The sequence below is a fragment of the uncultured Cyclobacterium sp. genome, assembly GCF_963976465.1.
Lineage (GTDB): Bacteria > Bacteroidota > Bacteroidia > Cytophagales > Cyclobacteriaceae > Cyclobacterium.
The window spans coordinates 1-17,572 of record NZ_CAXBOC010000042.1; the positions used below are offsets into that span (position 1 = coordinate 1).

Annotated in this window: 16 protein-coding genes and 1 pseudogene; all 17 read left to right on the forward strand. The window is 37.8% G+C overall.

The window, feature by feature from the left end:
* Positions 1–237: hypothetical protein (locus AAC037_RS04020; protein WP_339901774.1), on the forward strand; the 237-nt coding region annotated here is incomplete at its 5' end.
* Positions 238–256: 19 nt separating this feature from the next.
* Positions 257–1,621 carry an NrfD/PsrC family molybdoenzyme membrane anchor subunit gene (gene nrfD, locus AAC037_RS04025; RefSeq protein ID WP_339901775.1) on the forward strand — a complete coding sequence of 455 codons (1,365 nt, stop codon included), beginning with the start codon at positions 257–259 and terminating at the stop codon, positions 1,619–1,621.
* Positions 1,622–1,623: 2 nt separating this feature from the next.
* A complete protein-coding gene (locus AAC037_RS04030) occupies positions 1,624–2,154 on the forward strand; it encodes a DUF3341 domain-containing protein (protein ID WP_014020319.1) in 531 nt (176 codons plus the stop codon).
* Between the two features lie 14 nt (positions 2,155–2,168).
* Positions 2,169–2,795 carry a cytochrome c gene (locus AAC037_RS04035; protein WP_339901776.1) on the forward strand — a complete coding sequence of 209 codons (627 nt, stop codon included), beginning with the start codon at positions 2,169–2,171 and terminating at the stop codon, positions 2,793–2,795.
* The gene (locus tag AAC037_RS04040) at positions 2,795–4,078 is read left to right on the forward strand and encodes a quinol:cytochrome C oxidoreductase (RefSeq protein ID WP_339901777.1); all 1,284 of its coding nucleotides are present in this window, start codon (positions 2,795–2,797) and stop codon (positions 4,076–4,078) included. The genes AAC037_RS04035 and AAC037_RS04040 overlap by 1 nt, the downstream gene beginning before the upstream one ends.
* A gap of 24 nt (positions 4,079–4,102) precedes the next feature.
* Positions 4,103–5,134 (forward strand): cytochrome c oxidase subunit II, encoded by a 1,032-nt coding sequence (locus AAC037_RS04045; protein WP_339901778.1) that lies wholly within the window; start codon positions 4,103–4,105, stop codon positions 5,132–5,134.
* 25 nt (positions 5,135–5,159) lie between these two features.
* Complete coding sequence (locus AAC037_RS04050; protein ID WP_339901779.1) at positions 5,160–7,052, forward strand: cbb3-type cytochrome c oxidase subunit I; 1,893 nt, start codon at positions 5,160–5,162, stop codon at positions 7,050–7,052.
* Positions 7,033–8,118 carry a COX15/CtaA family protein gene (locus AAC037_RS04055; protein ID WP_339901780.1) on the forward strand — a complete coding sequence of 362 codons (1,086 nt, stop codon included), beginning with the start codon at positions 7,033–7,035 and terminating at the stop codon, positions 8,116–8,118. Before AAC037_RS04050 ends, AAC037_RS04055 begins: the two co-directional genes overlap by 20 nt.
* Positions 8,119–8,120: 2 nt before the next feature.
* Positions 8,121–9,023 carry a heme o synthase gene (gene cyoE, locus AAC037_RS04060; protein WP_339901781.1) on the forward strand — a complete coding sequence of 301 codons (903 nt, stop codon included), beginning with the start codon at positions 8,121–8,123 and terminating at the stop codon, positions 9,021–9,023.
* Between the two features lies 1 nt (position 9,024).
* Positions 9,025–9,606, forward strand: a complete 582-nt coding sequence (locus AAC037_RS04065; RefSeq protein ID WP_339901782.1) for a cytochrome c oxidase subunit 3 — start codon at positions 9,025–9,027, stop codon at positions 9,604–9,606.
* A 22-nt stretch (positions 9,607–9,628) separates the two neighbouring features.
* On the forward strand, positions 9,629–10,399 hold the full coding sequence (locus tag AAC037_RS04070) for a cytochrome c oxidase subunit 3 (protein WP_339901783.1): 771 nt from the start codon (positions 9,629–9,631) through the stop codon (positions 10,397–10,399).
* Positions 10,400–10,418: 19 nt separating this feature from the next.
* Positions 10,419–10,745 carry a cytochrome C oxidase subunit IV family protein gene (locus tag AAC037_RS04075; RefSeq protein ID WP_303614878.1) on the forward strand — a complete coding sequence of 109 codons (327 nt, stop codon included), beginning with the start codon at positions 10,419–10,421 and terminating at the stop codon, positions 10,743–10,745.
* A gap of 71 nt (positions 10,746–10,816) precedes the next feature.
* Positions 10,817–11,485: an SCO family protein gene (locus AAC037_RS04080; RefSeq protein WP_339901784.1), complete on the forward strand. Its 669-nt coding sequence runs from the start codon at positions 10,817–10,819 to the stop codon at positions 11,483–11,485.
* Positions 11,472–12,026, forward strand: a complete 555-nt coding sequence (locus AAC037_RS04085; RefSeq protein ID WP_339901785.1) for a DUF420 domain-containing protein — start codon at positions 11,472–11,474, stop codon at positions 12,024–12,026. Before AAC037_RS04080 ends, AAC037_RS04085 begins: the two co-directional genes overlap by 14 nt.
* 63 nt (positions 12,027–12,089) lie before the next feature.
* A complete protein-coding gene (locus tag AAC037_RS04090; protein ID WP_339901786.1) occupies positions 12,090–12,338 on the forward strand; it encodes a hypothetical protein in 249 nt (82 codons plus the stop codon).
* A gap of 220 nt (positions 12,339–12,558) precedes the next feature.
* Positions 12,559–16,269, forward strand: a complete 3,711-nt coding sequence (locus AAC037_RS04095) for a HAMP domain-containing sensor histidine kinase (protein WP_339901787.1) — start codon at positions 12,559–12,561, stop codon at positions 16,267–16,269.
* A gap of 56 nt (positions 16,270–16,325) precedes the next feature.
* Positions 16,326–17,572 (forward strand): annotated as a pseudogene (locus AAC037_RS04100) (hypothetical protein); the annotation flags it as partial.

The window sequence follows — 17,572 nt, forward strand, 5'->3', positions numbered from 1 at the left end:
GACGGTGATGTGAATGTTGCCTGCGCAGTAGCTTGTCCTACTGAAGCCCTTGTTTTTGGTGACATGAATGATTCCCAATCTAAAGTTTCTAAGATGCTTAAAGTCGAAGAAAATTCCACTAGTGCTTTGAAAGAAGTAAATGAGGAAAGAGCATACCATGTGTTAGAGGAAATCAATGTCAGCCCTAATGTTTGGTATTTTACCAAGATCAGAAATAAGGACAAAAACGAAGCTTAAAAAAATAAAACGATAAGATATGCAGGTTACTTCACCCGTACGCGATCCGCTTATTACCGGCGGTAAGACTTACAAGGACGTCACCAATGATATTGCCAGGCATGTAGAAGGTAAACCTACCAAAGGTTGGCTCCTAGGATTGGCAGTGTCCTTGGCTGTACTTTTGCTCGGCAGTTTAGCATTGGTAGCTACACTGTGGGAAGGAATAGGAATGTGGGGACTTAATAAAACTGTAGGCTGGGCCTGGGATATCACCAACTTTGTGTGGTGGGTAGGTATTGGTCATGCAGGTACGCTTATATCCGCAGTATTATTGCTTTTCAGGCAGAAATGGAGAACATCCATTAACCGAGCGGCGGAAGCCATGACAATTTTTGCTGTTATTTGTGCGGCACTTTTCCCTTTGATACACATGGGGAGACCTTGGATCGGTGCAATTTGGGTATTTCCTTTACCCAATACATATGGTTCTTTGTGGGTTAACTTTAACTCCCCTTTACTATGGGATGTTTTTGCCATCTCTACATACTTTTCTGTATCCTTGGTATTCTGGTACATCGGATTGATTCCTGATTTTGCTACCATTAGAGACCGGGCAACAGGTATTCGAAACACCATTTACGGAGCCTTGAGTTTCGGATGGGACGGTGGTGCCAAAGCTTGGATGAGGTATGAAAGTGTTTCATTGATTTTGGCAGGTTTGGCTACACCCCTTGTACTTTCGGTACATACGATCGTATCCTTTGACTTTGCCACTTCGGTAATTCCCGGATGGCACACCACAATCTTCCCTCCTTATTTCGTAGCAGGTGCGATTTTCTCAGGTTTTGCAATGGTATTGACCTTGATGATTGTCACGCGAAAAGTTTTTAAACTTGAGGATTATATCACTATGGGGCATATTGAATTGATGAATATTGTAATCATCATTACAGGTTCCATCGTAGGTATTGCCTATATCACAGAGTTCTTTATGGCTTGGTATTCAGGTGTAGCTGCAGAACAATATGCTTTTGTGAATAGGATGTTTGGTCCTTATTGGTGGGCTTACTGGTCCATGATGACCTGTAATGTAATTTCCCCACAATTGTTCTGGTTCAAGAAAATTAGAACTTCCATTGTAGCAACTTTTATCCTTTCTCTTATTGTAAACATTGGAATGTGGTTTGAAAGATTCGTTATTATCGTTACCTCCCTTCACAGAGATTTTCTTCCTTCTTCTTGGGTTATGTTCTATCCGACCATAACTGATGTAGGACTTTATCTATTTACCTTTGGTTTCTTTTTTACAGCTTTCTTATTATTCGCTAAATTCTTCCCGGTAATAAACATGGCTGAAATCAAATCTGTATTGAAATCTTCATCTGAAAAAATAATTAAATAATCATGGAAAGAGACAAAAACTTTATCCTGGGGATCTTTGATGATGAGGACATTCTTAAGAATGCTGTCAGAGAGATAAGAGCTGCAGGAATCAAAATACACGAGGTATTTTCTCCATATCCGGTTCATGGATTAGAAGAAGAACTTGGCTATAAAAGAAGCCGATTACCTATTGCTGCATTTTTATTCGGATTATTAGGTACTACCTTGGCATTGACCATGCAGTTTTATATGATGAAATTTGATTGGCCAATGATTATTGGGGGTAAGGATCATGCCGCTTTCCCTGATTTCATTCCTGTTTCTTTCGAGTTAACCGTTCTTGTTGCCGCTTTTGGTATGGTCACCGTATTTATGGTTAGTAGTAATCTTAAACCCTGGGGACAACCAAGAATCTTTGACTTAAGAAGTACTGATGACAAGCACGTTATGGCCATAGATATCGCCAATAATGCAGCTGTTGATTTGGAAATAATTAAAGGGGCTCTTAAGAATTCAGGAGCAACGGAGGTGAACAGTAAAAGTTTTGAATAAGTAATCTGTAGCAAATGAAAATTTTATCATCAATATATTCAATAGCTGTAGTGGGGATATCCTTAGGATTTGCTTCCTGCAAAGCTGAGGGTGATTATCCGGGAACGGAGTATGCGCCTCAGATGTACCATTCGGTTCCTTATGAAGGCTTAAGCCAAATCACTAGTGAAGAAGAAGGAGATTGGATTTCCACTAGAGAGGATGGAAAAGGAGAATTCTTTAACAGTAATATTAACAACCCTCATGGCATGAACATGAGGAAGCCTGTTCCTAATACTGTTCCTAGAAATAAAGAGGGCATTTTACCTTATAGGTTAAGGGTGGCAGATTTAGAAGGTGCTGCTGCTGTACAAAATCCAATCCCTCTTACTGATGAAGTATTGGCCGATGGCAAGCGACTTTTCACCCAATATTGTTCTCCCTGCCATGGTAGTGGTGGAGAAGGGGATGGTAAGCCGGGTATGGTTATCGGTGGGGTAGCCAACTTAAAAGGTGGAGCCTATATTAATTTACCTGAAGGCCATATTTTCCATGTAATTACACATGGTAAAGGTAGAATGGGAGCTCACGGTTCGCAGATTACTGCTGACAGAAGGTGGAAAATTGTACACTATGTTAAACAAGAAATTCAGAAGCAATAATGGCACAGGTAACTAACTACAATTTGGATCAAAAATTTGATTTTACCGCAGCGGTAAAGAAAGTGATTTTCATACTAGGAGGTATCGGTGCACTTTTATTGGTATTCGGTATAATCATGGCTGCCACAGGTGGACATGGTCATGGCGATGAGGGTGGACATGGTTTTCACTGGACACAGAGGCTTTATGCTAACCTTTGGATTAATAATGTGTATTTCACGGGAATTGCCATTATTGGCGTATTCTTCTTCGCAATTCAATATGCTGCCCAGGCAGGATGGTCTACAGCTTTACTAAGAATCATGTTGTCTTTTGGCTATTGGTTGCCTATTGCAGCAGTATTAATGTTGGTAACCTTTTTCATAGCCAATCACGATCTGTTTCACTGGACACATAGCTATGTGTTTGACAAAGCCGGAGATCATTATGATAGGATCATTGATGGTAAAGGAAACTTCTTTTATTGGCCAATGGAAAAGGGTTCATTCCCTATCTTTTATATCGTAAGAATGGTATTGTTCTTTGGATTTTGGGTTTTCTTTTTCAATAAACTTAGAACACTTTCTAATGAAGAAGATATCAATGGAGGAACTTCCTACTGGTATACCATTAGAAAATGGTCTGCTATTTTCTTGGTTTTCTTTGCGGTATCATCCTCCATTAGTGCTTGGGATTGGGTGATGTCTATAGATACGCACTGGTTCTCTACTTTGTTTGGATGGTATGTATTCGCTTCTTGGTTTGTTGCAGGTTTGTCTGCCATTACCTTGGTTACTATCTTTTTGAAAGATCAGGGATACCTAGAAATGATCAATCAAAACCATATTCATGATCTTGGTAAGTTTGTTTTTGCCTTCTCCATTTTCTGGACTTATATATGGTTCTCTCAGTTTTTGCTGATTTATTATGCCAATATTCCTGAAGAGTCAGTTTATTTCGTAGAAAGACTTTCAAGTGATGTTTATGGTTCATATATATTTATTAACCTAATTCTAAACTTTGCTTTACCATTTTTGGTTCTAATGACAAGGGATGCCAAAAGGCATAATATCTTCCTAAAACTTGTATGTACACTAATTATTGTTGGTCATTGGGTAGATTTCTTCTTGATGGTTCAACCGGGTACTTTAGGACATAATGGAGGCGTTGGTTTGATGGAAATTGGAATGTTGTTAGTTTATGCTTCAGCTTTTGCTTTTGTAGCATTGACCAATCTTTCCAAACACAATCTGGTTCCTAAAAACCACCCAATGTTGGAGGAAAGTTTTCATCATCACATTTAATCTAATTCCGAAACAGTTATAATTATGTACGGATTTCTTATTTCAATAGGTGTAGTACTCCTGATCATGGTGATTGGGATGGTATACAGAATTCAAACCTTGATTTCGGTCGCTAAAGGTTCTGATAAAAAAATAGCTACAACCAGTAATAAAACTAATGCCATTCTTTTCATGGTATTTCTTATTGGCTGTGGTGCTTGGATGGTCTATTATTCGGTAGTAGAATTTGATAATTATCAATTGCCTATTGCCTCTGAACATGGTGTAGTAACAGACCGATTGTTTTGGATTACCATGGCTGTAACAGGCTTTATTTTTATCCTTACGCATATTCTTTTGTTCTGGTTTAGTTATCATTATCAATACAATGAAAATAAAAGAGCTGCCTTTTATCCTGACAATAACAAATTAGAGATTATTTGGACACTTGTACCGGCTGTGGTATTGACTGTCTTGGTTATTTCAGGATGGAAAGCCTGGTCAGATATTACCAGCCCGGCTCCTGACAATGCCCATGTTGTGGAATTGATGGGGTATCAATTTGCTTGGGATATTAGGTATCCCGGAGCTGACCAGCAGTTGGGAGACTATGATTATAGGCTTACTTCTGCCACCAATTCCAGAGGTATTGATTTCACGGATAAAAATTCCTTTGATGATTTCCCTTCTCCTGTTGTGGTGATCCCTAAGGGCGAGCCTGTTTTATTTAATATTAGGGCTAGAGATGTATTACACTCTGTTTTTGCTCCGCACATGCGACTAAAAATGGATGCTGTGCCGGGTATGCCTACAAGGTTTTGGTTTACGCCAAATAAAACAACGGAAGAAATGAGAGCTGAGTTAGGCGATGAGGATTTTGAGTTTGAAATCGCTTGTACTGAGGTTTGTGGAAACGGTCATTTCTCTATGAGAAGAGTGATTACAGTTGTGGAACCAGAAGAATATAGAAAGTGGTTTGCAGAACAAACCCCTTTTATTAAAAGTAATCCGGATCTTGTAGCTGACCTTCCAGTAGAGTTGAAAGAATTGGCAGAGATTTATATAAACGAAGAATAAATTTATAGCATAAATTATAAATACCATGGCAGTAGCAAACGTTTCAGCTCATGATGCAGCATCTACACATGATGAGCATGACCATGAGCACCACGACAACTTCATAACGAAGTATATATTTTCCACTGACCATAAGATGATTGCAAAGCAATATCTTGTGTCTGGTATATTCTGGGCTTTTATCGGTGGATTTCTTTCTGTATTGTTTCGCTTACAATTGGGATTTCCTGAGATGGATATGTCTTTCCTTAGACCGATACTTGGTGGATGGATTGATGAAGCTGGAAGATTAGATCAAAATTTTTATTTAGCCTTGGTTACCATGCATGGTACCATCATGGTATTCTTTGTTTTGACAGCTGGTCTTAGTGGTACATTCTCTAATTACTTGATTCCATTACAAATTGGAGCCCGTGATATGGCTTCCGGTTTTATGAACATGTTGTCCTACTGGTTTTTCTTTATTTCCGGTGTGATCATGTTTGCCTCTTTATTTCTAGAAAAAGGTCCAGCAGCAGGTGGCTGGGTAGTTTACCCACCATTGTCTGCACTTGAGCAGGCCATTCCCGGTTCAGGATTAGGCATGACACTGTGGTTAACGGCCATGGTTTTCTTTATAGCATCACAGCTTATGGGAGGTATAAATTATATCTCTACCGTTATTAATTTACGAACAAAAGGGATGTCATTTTCTAGATTGCCTTTGACCATCTGGGCATTCTTCCTTACTGCAGTTATTGGTTTGTTGTCTTTTCCTGTTTTGTTTTCAGCTGCCTTATTATTGGTTTTTGATAGAAGTTTTGGGACTAGCTTTTACCTATCTGATATTTATATCGGTGGTGAGGCTTTACCAAATACTGGAGGTAGTGCTGTACTTTACCAGCATTTATTCTGGTTCCTAGGTCACCCTGAAGTTTATATTGTATTGCTACCTGCGCTTGGTATCACTTCTGAAGTGATCGCTACCAACTCTAGGAAACCTATCTTTGGTTATAAAGCCATGATTATTTCCATGCTTGGTATCACTATCCTTTCATTTGTGGTATGGGCACATCATATGTTCGTATCCGGAATGAATCCCTTTCTTGGGTCGATATTTATGTTCCTTACCTTGATTATTGCTGTTCCTTCAGCGGTAAAAGTATTTAACTACCTGACCACCTTATGGAGGGGTAACTTAAGATTTACCCCGGGCATGTTGTTCTCTATCGGTTTGGTGTCTTTCTTTATCTCAGGTGGTTTGACGGGGATTTTCCTCGGTAATTCTGCTATTGATATTCAATTGCACGATACCTATTTTGTTGTTGCTCACTTCCATTTGGTAATGGGTGCTGCTTCCTTCTTTGGAATGTTGGCCGGTGTGTATCATTGGTTCCCTAAGATGTTTGGTAGAATGATGGATGATAAATTAGGATATGTTCATTTTTGGCTCACCTTTTTAGGTGTTTACTTGATATTCTTCCCCATGCATTATATAGGAATTGCCGGTTTCCCTAGGAGGTATTATAGCTGGACAAACTTCTCCTTTGCAGATATGTATACTGATTTGAATATGTTTGTGTCTGTGGCAGCAATTGTTACTTTCTTTGCCCAGTTTATCTTTGTATTTAACTTCTTCTATAGTATGTACAAAGGCAGAAAGGCAAGTGCAAACCCTTGGCAGTCCAATACCTTAGAGTGGACCACTCCAATTGAACCCGGTCATGGTAACTGGCCCGGAGAAATTCCAACTGTATACAGGTGGCCGTACGATTATAGCAAGCCTGGTTCAGAAGCTGATTTCATTCCGCAAACAGTTCCATTGTCAGCTACTCCCGAATCGAATCTTCCTCATGAAGCTAAACTTGTACAATTAGAAAAAGAAATAATGGAAGAGGATGAAGCGATGTTGGTAGGAAATGAATCAAAAGAATCTTAAAAATATAAATAGCTTCCGTAGTATTTGTCTAACTACTACGGTTGCTGTTTTTCTATTGATATTAATTGGCGGTATTGTTAGAAGTACCGGTGCTGGAATGGGATGTCCTGACTGGCCGAAATGTTTCGGTAGCTGGGTTCCTCCTACATCTGTAGATCAATTGCCGGCCAATTATCCTGAAATCTACGTTTCCAAACGAATTGAAAAAAATGAACGCTTTGCCTCACTCTTAACAGGTTTGGGCTTTGCGCATCTAGCAGAAGAGATTAGGAATGACAAGAGTATTCATGAACAAGAGCCTTTTAACGCTACAAAAACTTGGATTGAATATGTCAATAGGCTTGCAGGAGCTGTCATAGGACTATTAATTATACTGACTTTGGTCTTTTCTATTAAGTTAAGATCGGTAGACCCAAAAATTATGTGGCTATCCGTACTTTCATTGGTGTTGGTACTGTTTCAGGGATGGTTAGGTTCTATTGTAGTTTCTACCAATCTATTGCACTGGATGATAAGTGTACATATGGTAGTGGCCCTTTTTATGGTTTGCCTGCTACTTTATATCTATTATAGATCCGGTAAGTTAATAGCTAAAAATCATCAATTTGACCTGCCCCTGAATATTTCACGAAAATACCGGTTGTTATTAGGTATTGGTATAATATTAATGATTGTTCAAATTATACTTGGTACGCAGGTTAGGGAACAAATAGATATTATTGCAAGTAATGCTGCTTATTTGAATCGATCATCTTGGATAGATGAATTGGGGCTAATATATTATATTCATAGGACTTATTCTTTGATAGTATTAGGCCTTCACCTATTCATTGGTTATCAACTATTTCCTTACAGGGAACAGAATACAAAAATTACAAGCCACTATGTGGTGTTAATGGCTTTGTTTGTAACGGTAATTATTTCCGGAGCAATCATGGCTTATTTTGGAATACCCGCATTCATTCAACCTCTGCACCTGTTCTTAGGTTCTTTGATCATCGGCTTTCAATATTATATTTGGCTTGAATTGGGGCAAGATAAAACTGCCCCTGTAAATATTGCTTAATTATGAGTACACTAGGGTTATCTGAAAAGGTTTTGTGGGACAGTATTACGATGAGGTTTAAAGCCTACATGGATTTGTTGAAATTCCGTCTGTCTGCTTTGGTTACCTTTTCGGCTGTTTTTGGATTTATTTTAGGACATCAGGGTCAAACCTTCTCTTGGGCTGGTTTTATAGGTCTTGTTCTCGGTGGATTTTTAATTAGTGGTGCTTCAGGTGCCGCCAATGAAATTAAAGAGAGAGAATTTGACAAATTGATGAAGAGAACGAAAACCCGGCCTCTTCCTATGGAAATTATTTCTGTAAAAGAAGCTTATTGGTTTGCAGTGATAGCTGCTGTCACCGGCGTTCTTTTATTGGCCTATTTCACCAATATGTTGACCACCGGACTGGGTATTTTGAGCATGATATTGTACGTATTTGTCTATACTCCATTGAAACGGGTTGGGCCTATTGCAGTATTAGTTGGAGCTATTCCCGGGGCCATGCCTCCATTGCTTGGTTGGACAGCGGTTACAGGAAGTATTACTTATGAAGCTTTAATTATTTTCGGTATTCAATTTATTTGGCAATTCCCTCACTTCTGGGCCATTGCTTGGGTTAGTGATGAGGATTATAAAAAAGCAGGGTTTAAATTGCTTCCCTCAGGAGGGCAAAAGGACCTTAATACAGCGATTCAAATAATGATCTATACCTTATTTTTATTGCCGCTTGGGCTCTTACCTACTTACTTCGGTTTGACCGGATTAAACTCAGGTATTGTGGCAACAATTTGTGGGGTATTGTTTTTGGCTCAAACCTTTTCTCTTATGAAGGATTGCTCCAGAAAATCTGCGCTTAAAATTATGTTTGGTTCATTTTTGTACCTTCCCATAACGCAAATTGCTTACTTATTAGATAAAGTGTAATATGGAAGAGAAACTGTCTTTTATTGAAGGTGCAGAACAGCCCTTGGCCATGCATCCGAAGAAATTTGCACTTTGGTTGTTTATTGTAAGTGTGGTCATGGTCTTCGCAGGAATGACCAGTGCTTATATTGTCAGGCAGGGTGAAGGAAATTGGCTGGAATTTGATCTACCCAATGTGTTTTGGTACACTTCAGGCATAATAATATTGTCTAGTATTAGCTTGCATCTGGCTTACATGGCGGCTAAAAAAGACAACCTTAATAATACTAAACTAGGCTTATTGGCAACAGTAATCCTGGGTTTGGCTTTTCTCGTTGGGCAATGGTTCAGTTGGGAAGCACTAGTTGCTGAGGATGTGTATTTTGTAGGTAACCCTGCAGGATCATTTATGTATGTTTTTACAGGACTGCATGCAATACATCTAATTAGTGGTGTGATATTTCTAATAATTGTATTAATTTCGGCCTTAAGGAATAAAATACACTCCCAAAATCTGGCACAGCTTGAAATGTGCGTTACCTATTGGCATTTTCTGGGAGGCCTTTGGCTATACTTGTTTATGTTTTTGCTTCTAAATCATTAAAATATAAGTTAATTTACTAATTATGTCTTCGACTGCAATTGAAATTCAATCAAAAAGAGGCGTTTGGGGTGGAGGTAACGAACCACTAAAAGCGAGCTATGGTAAGCTCATGATGTGGTTTTTTCTCCTCTCAGATATTTTTACCTTTACAGCCTTTCTTATTACCTATGGTGCCATTCGGGTAAGTTATCCTGCCTATTCAGGAGAAGTAGCTGATTTTGTAAGTTCAAATCAGCATTGGCCTATACCTGAAATGATTTTTGATGCCATTCCATTCGTTCATGGAGGTCATTTCCCGCTTGTTTTTGTTGGTTTGATGACTTTTATTTTGATTATGAGTTCGGTTACAATGGTATTGGCAGTTGAAGCCGGTCATCGAAATGATAGGAAGGATGTGGTAAAATGGATGCTTTGGACATTACTTGGAGGGATGACTTTCCTAGGTTGTCAAGCTTGGGAATGGACACACTTTATCCATGGGACCGACGAAGGAGTTGTGATGACCTATGTAAATTCATTTAGCAATATTGTGACTGAAACAGTGCACGGAGCCAACTTGTTGGTAAATGAATATGGACCTGCACCTTTTGCTCAATTGTTTTTCTTTATTACAGGTTTCCATGGCTTTCACGTTACCATAGGTGTTGTCCTTTTGTTTTTGGCTTTTTACCAAGCTGCTGTTGGAGTTTATGAAGATCGTGGTCATTATGAAATGGTTGAGAAAATTGGCTTGTACTGGCACTTTGTGGATTTGGTATGGGTATTTGTATTTACCTTCTTCTATTTGATCTAAAATATAAACATATACTATAATGGAACACGTTAATAAAAATAGGTTGGAAGTAATTCCAAGAGATCCTGCCAAGATTAAAAAAATCTGGCTCACTGCCTTGATTTTATTGGTAATCACAGCAGTGGAATTTGTGTTGGCCTTTACCATGGAAAGAGGGTTGCTCTTATACTTTCTTTTTATTGCTTTGACCATTGTTAAAGCCAAGTATATCATGATGGAATTCATGCACCTGGGGGATGAAGTTAAACCTTTGTTTTACTCCATCATCGTACCACTTATTTTCTTGGTTTGGCTGATTATAGCTTTAATGAAGGAAGGTGCTGAGATCTTTGTTATGCGCTGGTAAACAGGATAAAAAATTATTAAATTGAATGGTTGAGGGGGAATCTTCAACCATTTTTTTTGTTGTAGTAGTGTATGAAAATGTTGCGATTTATTCAGGTATTGGTGTTGGTATGTGTTTTAATGATACCGGTATTAATAATTTTATTTCTTAGGGGTTTTTCCTCCAACCAATACGATATTCCTATTTTATATCAAAATGGCGTTGATGATCCTTTTGAACAATGTGACTATAATGATAGCAGTCAGCATTATATTCCTGACTTTACTTTTACTGATCAGTTTGGTAGAAGTGTAGGTAAAGAAATGATGGATGGAAAAATTACCATTGTAGATTTCTTCTTTACCAGTTGCCCAAGCATCTGTCCAATTATGTCTAAAGAAATGGAAAGAGTTCAGGATGTCTTTCGAAATAATGATAGGGTACAGATTTACTCCATCAGTATAGATCCTGAATATGACAGCCCCAAAGTTTTGGCCGATTACGCTGAAGAACATGGAGCCAAAAAAGACAAATGGTTTTTTCTCAGTGGTCCGGTAGAAGAAACTTATGATTTGGCCAGGTGTGGTTTTATCATTCCAACAGTGAGTGGGGGAGCAGTTCCGGAGAATTTTGTACATAGTGATAAGTTTGTCTTGGTAGATGAGCTTGGACGAATTAGAGGATATTACAGTGGCACCGAGAGAGAAGGTGTCGATCAATTGATTTTAGAAACAAAAATTTTGCTTCATGATGAAGAATAGTTTAGAAATAGAGTCCAAGGACAAGTCTATGTATACATGGATAACTATTGTCTCCATTTTAGTACCGGTAGTAGTGGCGGTACTATTGTTTATGCCCGCAAAAATTGATCTTGGTGAAGAATGGGTTTATTTTCTTCCCCATTTAAATGCTGTAGTAAATAGCTTTGCCTCTGTAATGTTGGTGTTAGGCTTTTTTTTCATCAAAAGTGGAAATATCACTTTACATAAGACGGCCATGTCTGTTGCATTTGGGCTAGGAGCAATTTTTTTAGTCGGTTATGTGATTTACCATGCGGCAGCGGAAAGCACTTCCTTTGGTGGTGAAGGATGGATAAGGTGGGTTTATTATTCTCTTTTGATCAGCCATATTATTTTGGCTGCTGTTGCTTTATTTCCAATTTTATTGGCTTATTATTTTGGCATGAGCGGGAAATTTGAGAAACACCGGAATATTGTTAGGTATGCCTTTCCTATTTGGCTTTATGTAACCGTTTCAGGTGTTATTGTTTATCTAATGATCAGCCCTTATTACGTGCATTAAGGATAATGCTTGTGAAATTGATTATATTTAAACAAAGGTTTAACCAAACCGTTTACTAATACAATGAATAAATATTTCAAAAGTCTGTCGGTTGTTTTGCTTCTGTTGATTGGATCCGTTCAATCTACATTCGCTCAATGTGCCATGTGTAGGGCATCAGTTGAAAACAATGTAAGTAATGGAGATACTACTGTAGGTGCGGCATTGAACATTGGGATTCTTTACCTTTTTGTTGCGCCTTATATACTGTTAATGGTTTTGGGCTATTTTTGGTATAAAAATGCCAAAAGGAAAAAAGGTGTATCATTCTAATCTTCTGCCTAGCTTAGGTTTTTAATTTTGATGCAACCTTTTTAAAATCTTTCTCAGATGATTTTTTGAGTATGGGCTGGATTTTGGTTGCTTTTTAGAAGGATCTTTGGCCTCTCATTTTTATGTTTGGCATGTTTTCCATTATGAATGAATACTTAGTTTTACTTCGGGTATCAGTATTTGTTATCTTGAAGGGACTGTTCAGGCAAGATTAATCGCTATGTTAAGAAGAAGAAGGCTAATATTGGTATTGTCCGTTGTGCTATTGGGCTTGGTCCTTTCCATTAATTATTTTTCCGAAGGTAAATACCATAAAGACCAAACTGCCTTTAGTGCCCAACTCGAACATCATATCGGAAGGGTAATTCATGATTTTGAGGTGGATTTTGAAAATATTGAGAATAAGGAAGCGGCCGATAGCCTATTCTTTTTTAGTAGTCTGAACGTAGATCACCAATTCCCTTTCTACCTTTTTTCACTAGAGGGTGAATTGATTTATTGGTCAGCTATCGATATGGTACCGGAATTTAACCTACTTTCTACTTCCAGAACTTACCAAATTTTAGAAAACAATAGGGGAATTTATTTCACCAAACTACGTAAAATACAACGTAACGATGAAGATTATTGGTTACTTCAAGTTTACCCTTTTTATGACAAAGTAGATATTGGAAATGATTACCTCAAGAGTGGTTTTAATCCTGAGGTTTTTGGGAATGACAGGTTTTTATTGTCCCCAAATCCCAAAGAAAATTATCAAGACCTATACTTTGACAACCAGTATCTTTTTTCCATTTTTTTTAGGGTTGGCTATGATGTTCCTGGAAAATCTATCAACCATACGTTATTGATTTTTTTCTTTTCCTTATTGGGATTGGTATTGCTGATTGGTGGGGGATTTGTCCATACTTTATGGTCAAAAGGTCAAAAATTTCTAGCCACCATTTATACCTTTCTCATTTTGCTTGCCGTCAGGATAATCATGTTGGCCTTTCATTTTCCAAACGACTTTTTTCAAACCGGGATATTTGATTCAAGCCTTTATGCTTCCTCCATTTTCAATCCCAGTTTGGGGGATCTCCTATTGAATGTAATCTGTTATGTGGTGGTCCTCTGTATGATTATCGCCATACTAAGTAGGAGGCGAGTAGCTTTAGCTTTTATCAAATTCAGGAATAATTATCCCGATTGGCTCTCCCTCACTGCTGCCTATATTCTGTCGACAACATTGATGTTTTTGGTGTTTTACCTTTATTTAAACATTGTTGAAAACTCCCAATGGAATTTGAATATTGAGGCCATACCCAATTTTGATTACCTTAAAATAGTCAGTCTTTTTGTTATTTTTCTAGGAGGTGCTGCCTATCTGCTGTTTACGATTATAGGCCTCAACATGGTCTTGTTTAAAAATGAAGACAACTATTTTTATCCTTTAAAGGTTTTGGTTGTCTTTGTTTCTCCATTTTTAATTTTTCTCCTTTTCTATAATTTCGTATTATTTATAGCTTTTTTGGCTCATATAATTCTATTGGTGGCCATTATTAGCTTTAAGCTTTATCAAAGCTTGTTTAAGCTTGATTTCAATACATTCTTAACATTCTTTTTTGCATGTCTTATTGGTGCTGTAATTACAGGAGCAGCAGCATATCAAGACCTTAGGTATGATGAAGTAAGGTCTAAAGTGAAATTTGCAAACAATGTAATGCTTGACAGGGATGTGATGGGAGAGTTTCTTCTGGAAGATATCATCGCTAGAGTGATAGATGATGCTTTTATCAAAAGTCGCCTTTCGGATCCCCTTCTATCCAAAGACCCCATCGATAGGAAAATCAAGAAAATATACCTTGCAGGATATTTTGATCAGTACAGGCAAGATGTAAGTATTTATAGCTCTTCAGGTCGCCTTGTACTGGGAAACAACAATAGCTTGTCCCTTTCTGAGTACAAAAATCGATACATGAATAGTGATTACGCTACTCAGGTACATAATTTGTATTTTATTAAATCTACTGATACGAATACAGGAAATCGTTTTGTAGCCTTCGTTAAAATTCAACGTGACAATGACTTCCTTGGAACAATTGTCATTGAGTTGAACCAACAAAGAATAGAATCAGGAAAGGCTTTTCCAAAATTGCTTATGGATAACAAATATGTATCTAACTATATTGAACGTGATTTTGATTTTGCCATTTTTGAAGATTCTGTAATAAGTTATAGTTCAGGTATATTTAGTTACCAAGGGTTGATGATTCAAGATTTGCTAGAGAATGAAGATATTTTCACTACCGGAATATTATCCGGTGGATACCATCACTTAGCAGTCAGTTACAATGATAAAATAATTGTAGTTTCATCGCGAAAGTATCCCAGCATTTATATTTTAGCTGACATTGCTCTTTTATTTGTTGTTTACTTGATTTTTACATTGCTTTCAATAGCTGTTTTTCTATTATTTACTGGGCTCAATCAGTTGCGATTTAATTATGCCACCAAGCTTCAATTGTACCTGAATTTTGCTTTTTTCTTTCCCATGTTGATCATTAGTATCATAGCAGTAGGTTTTTTGAGTCATTCCTATACAGAAGATTTACACAGGCAATATTTTCAAAAGGCAGGGATAATTAGTGATAACCTGGGTCGAGATTTAGGTGGAGAGCAGTTCAATAACCTGAACAAAGACGAGATTAATACTGAATTATATACCTTGGCTACCGCTACTGATGCAGATATTAACCTTTACCTTCCTGATGGAACGCTTATGGCAACCAATCAACCGGCCATCTTTGACAAAAAAATATTGACCAATTATTTACATCCGGAAGCGTATGCTTCCATCATTGAATTAAAGGAAAACAGATTCCTACAAACAGAACAGGTAGGAGATTTGCAGTTTAAAACAGTTTACCTTGCACTTAAAAATGGAGAAAATCAGGAGTTGCAAGCCATTATTGCCATACCCTTTTTCGAATCCGAGGAAGAGCTTAATCTGATGATTACAGAAGTTTTTAGCAATATACTTATCATTTTTGTCGTAATCTTTCTCTTCTTTTTGGTTATCTCTTATTTTGTTTCTAAAAATCTAACACATCCTTTTAAATTATTGACTCAGAAACTTAAAGATACAGACCTGGAAAACAATGAATACATGGTATGGCCTGGAAAAGATGAAATAGGTTTGCTTGTCAACGAATACAATAATATGCTTTATAAATTGGAGACCAGTAAAAAGGTTTTGGCTTCCAATGAAAAAGAATCTGCATGGAGAGAAATGGCCAAGCAGGTAGCCCATGAAATAAAGAATCCCTTAACACCCATGAAACTTACCTTACAGCATTTACTTCGCCTTCAAGCGGCAGATAAACTGGATAATGGTAAGGCATTGGTTAATCCCATTAATTCAATTATTCATCAGGTAGACACATTAAGTGATATTGCAAGTTCCTTTTCCACTTTTGCCAAAATGCCGCTTCCAAAAAATCAGGAGTTGGAACTTAGAAAGGTTGTTTTAAAAGCCGTTTCTATTTTCAATTATAGAGAAGATGTGGAAATTGAATTTACGGACCATACCGCGGAAGGAGCATCTACGAAAATCATGGGAGACCCCAAATTGTACGGAAGGGTAATATCCAATTTGATTATCAATGGAATTCAGGCCGTAGCAGAAGGGAAAAAGCCTATTATACTGGTAAACTTGTATTTTGATGGAGAAGAGCATATCAAACTTTCTATCAAAGACAATGGCAAAGGAATTTCAGATGAATTGAGAGAAAAGGTCTTTCTCCCCAATTTCAGTACCAAATCCGAAGGTTCGGGCCTTGGTTTAGCCATAGCCAAAAGGGGGGTGGAAACTGCCGGAGGAAAAATATGGTTTGAGACTTCTTCCGAAACAGGTACCACCTTCTATCTTATGTTCCCCCTAATCCCCTAAATCCGGAATTAATTGTTAGATATTGTTTACTTTAGCTTCCTGTAAGCGATTGATATATGCAGTTGGTGAAGTATTTTTTAGCTTTTTTATCTGTGCTTTCGGCATTGAATTATCCCGCCTTGGCGCAAGAACCAAAGTGCCATTGGGAACCTGTCAATTTACATAAAGAAGTTGTGCTTGCAGATACATTGTCCCTGATTCCTGCAAGTATTGAGGTGAAGGATGCCTTAGGCAATCTTCGATCTCATAAGTACAATTTCAATACCGGTAATCTGATCTTATTGGATTCAATGGACTTGGAGAATGATTCATTGTTGATTTGCTATAAAACCCTGCCATTTTCTTTGAAACATGTTTTTCAAAATCGAACTTTAGAGAAAGATTATGACTCTCTGGCCTATTTCAAAGACAAGATGCCGGAAAGAACGGCCATCTATGATTTTAGAGAAGAAGTCTTCACCTCAAGTAAGCTCAATCAATCAGGTAACCTGACCCGTGGAATATCCTTTGGAAATACCCAAAACGTATTTGTAAATTCTGCATTGAACTTACAAATGGATGGTGAGTTGGCGGAGAACCTTAACATTAGAGCAAGTATTACCGATCAGAATGTGCCGTTTCAGCCTGAAGGAAATACGCAGCAAATTCAGGATTTTGACAACATATTGATTGAGTTATACAATGATAAGATTAATCTCTCGGGGGGAGATGTGGTTTTGCAACAGCGAAAATCTGATTTTTTAAGATATTATAAAAATGTGCAGGGCCTCCAATTTACCTCAGACTATATTCTAAATGAAAAGTGGAAGGCTTCAAGCAGGGTAGGAGCAGCGATTGCCAAAGGGAAATTTGCATCCATGAATTTAGAAGTGACCGAAGGAGTATTGGGCCCATACCGTATTCGGGGACCGGGAAACGAACGGTATGTTATTGTTTTGGCCAATTCTGAAAAGGTGTTCCTTGATGGGAAGGAGTTGAAACGTGGTTTTAATAATGATTACACCATAGACTATAATCAAGGTGAAATCACCTTTACTCCCACAGTATTGATCACTCAGTACTCTAGGGTTAGGGTGGATTTTGAGTATGCAGAAAGAAATTTTTCAAGGTCAATAGTCACGGCAAATCATATTCAGGAAAGTAAGAATGTTACCTTTTATCTGAATTATTACAGGGAAAAGGACGACCGCAATAGGCCCTTATTTACAGAATTAAGTGATGGGGACAAAAGATTACTCAGTGCAGTTGGGGATGAAATATTTTCTGCGGCCATTCCAAGGTTAGACAGCGTAGCTTTTGATTC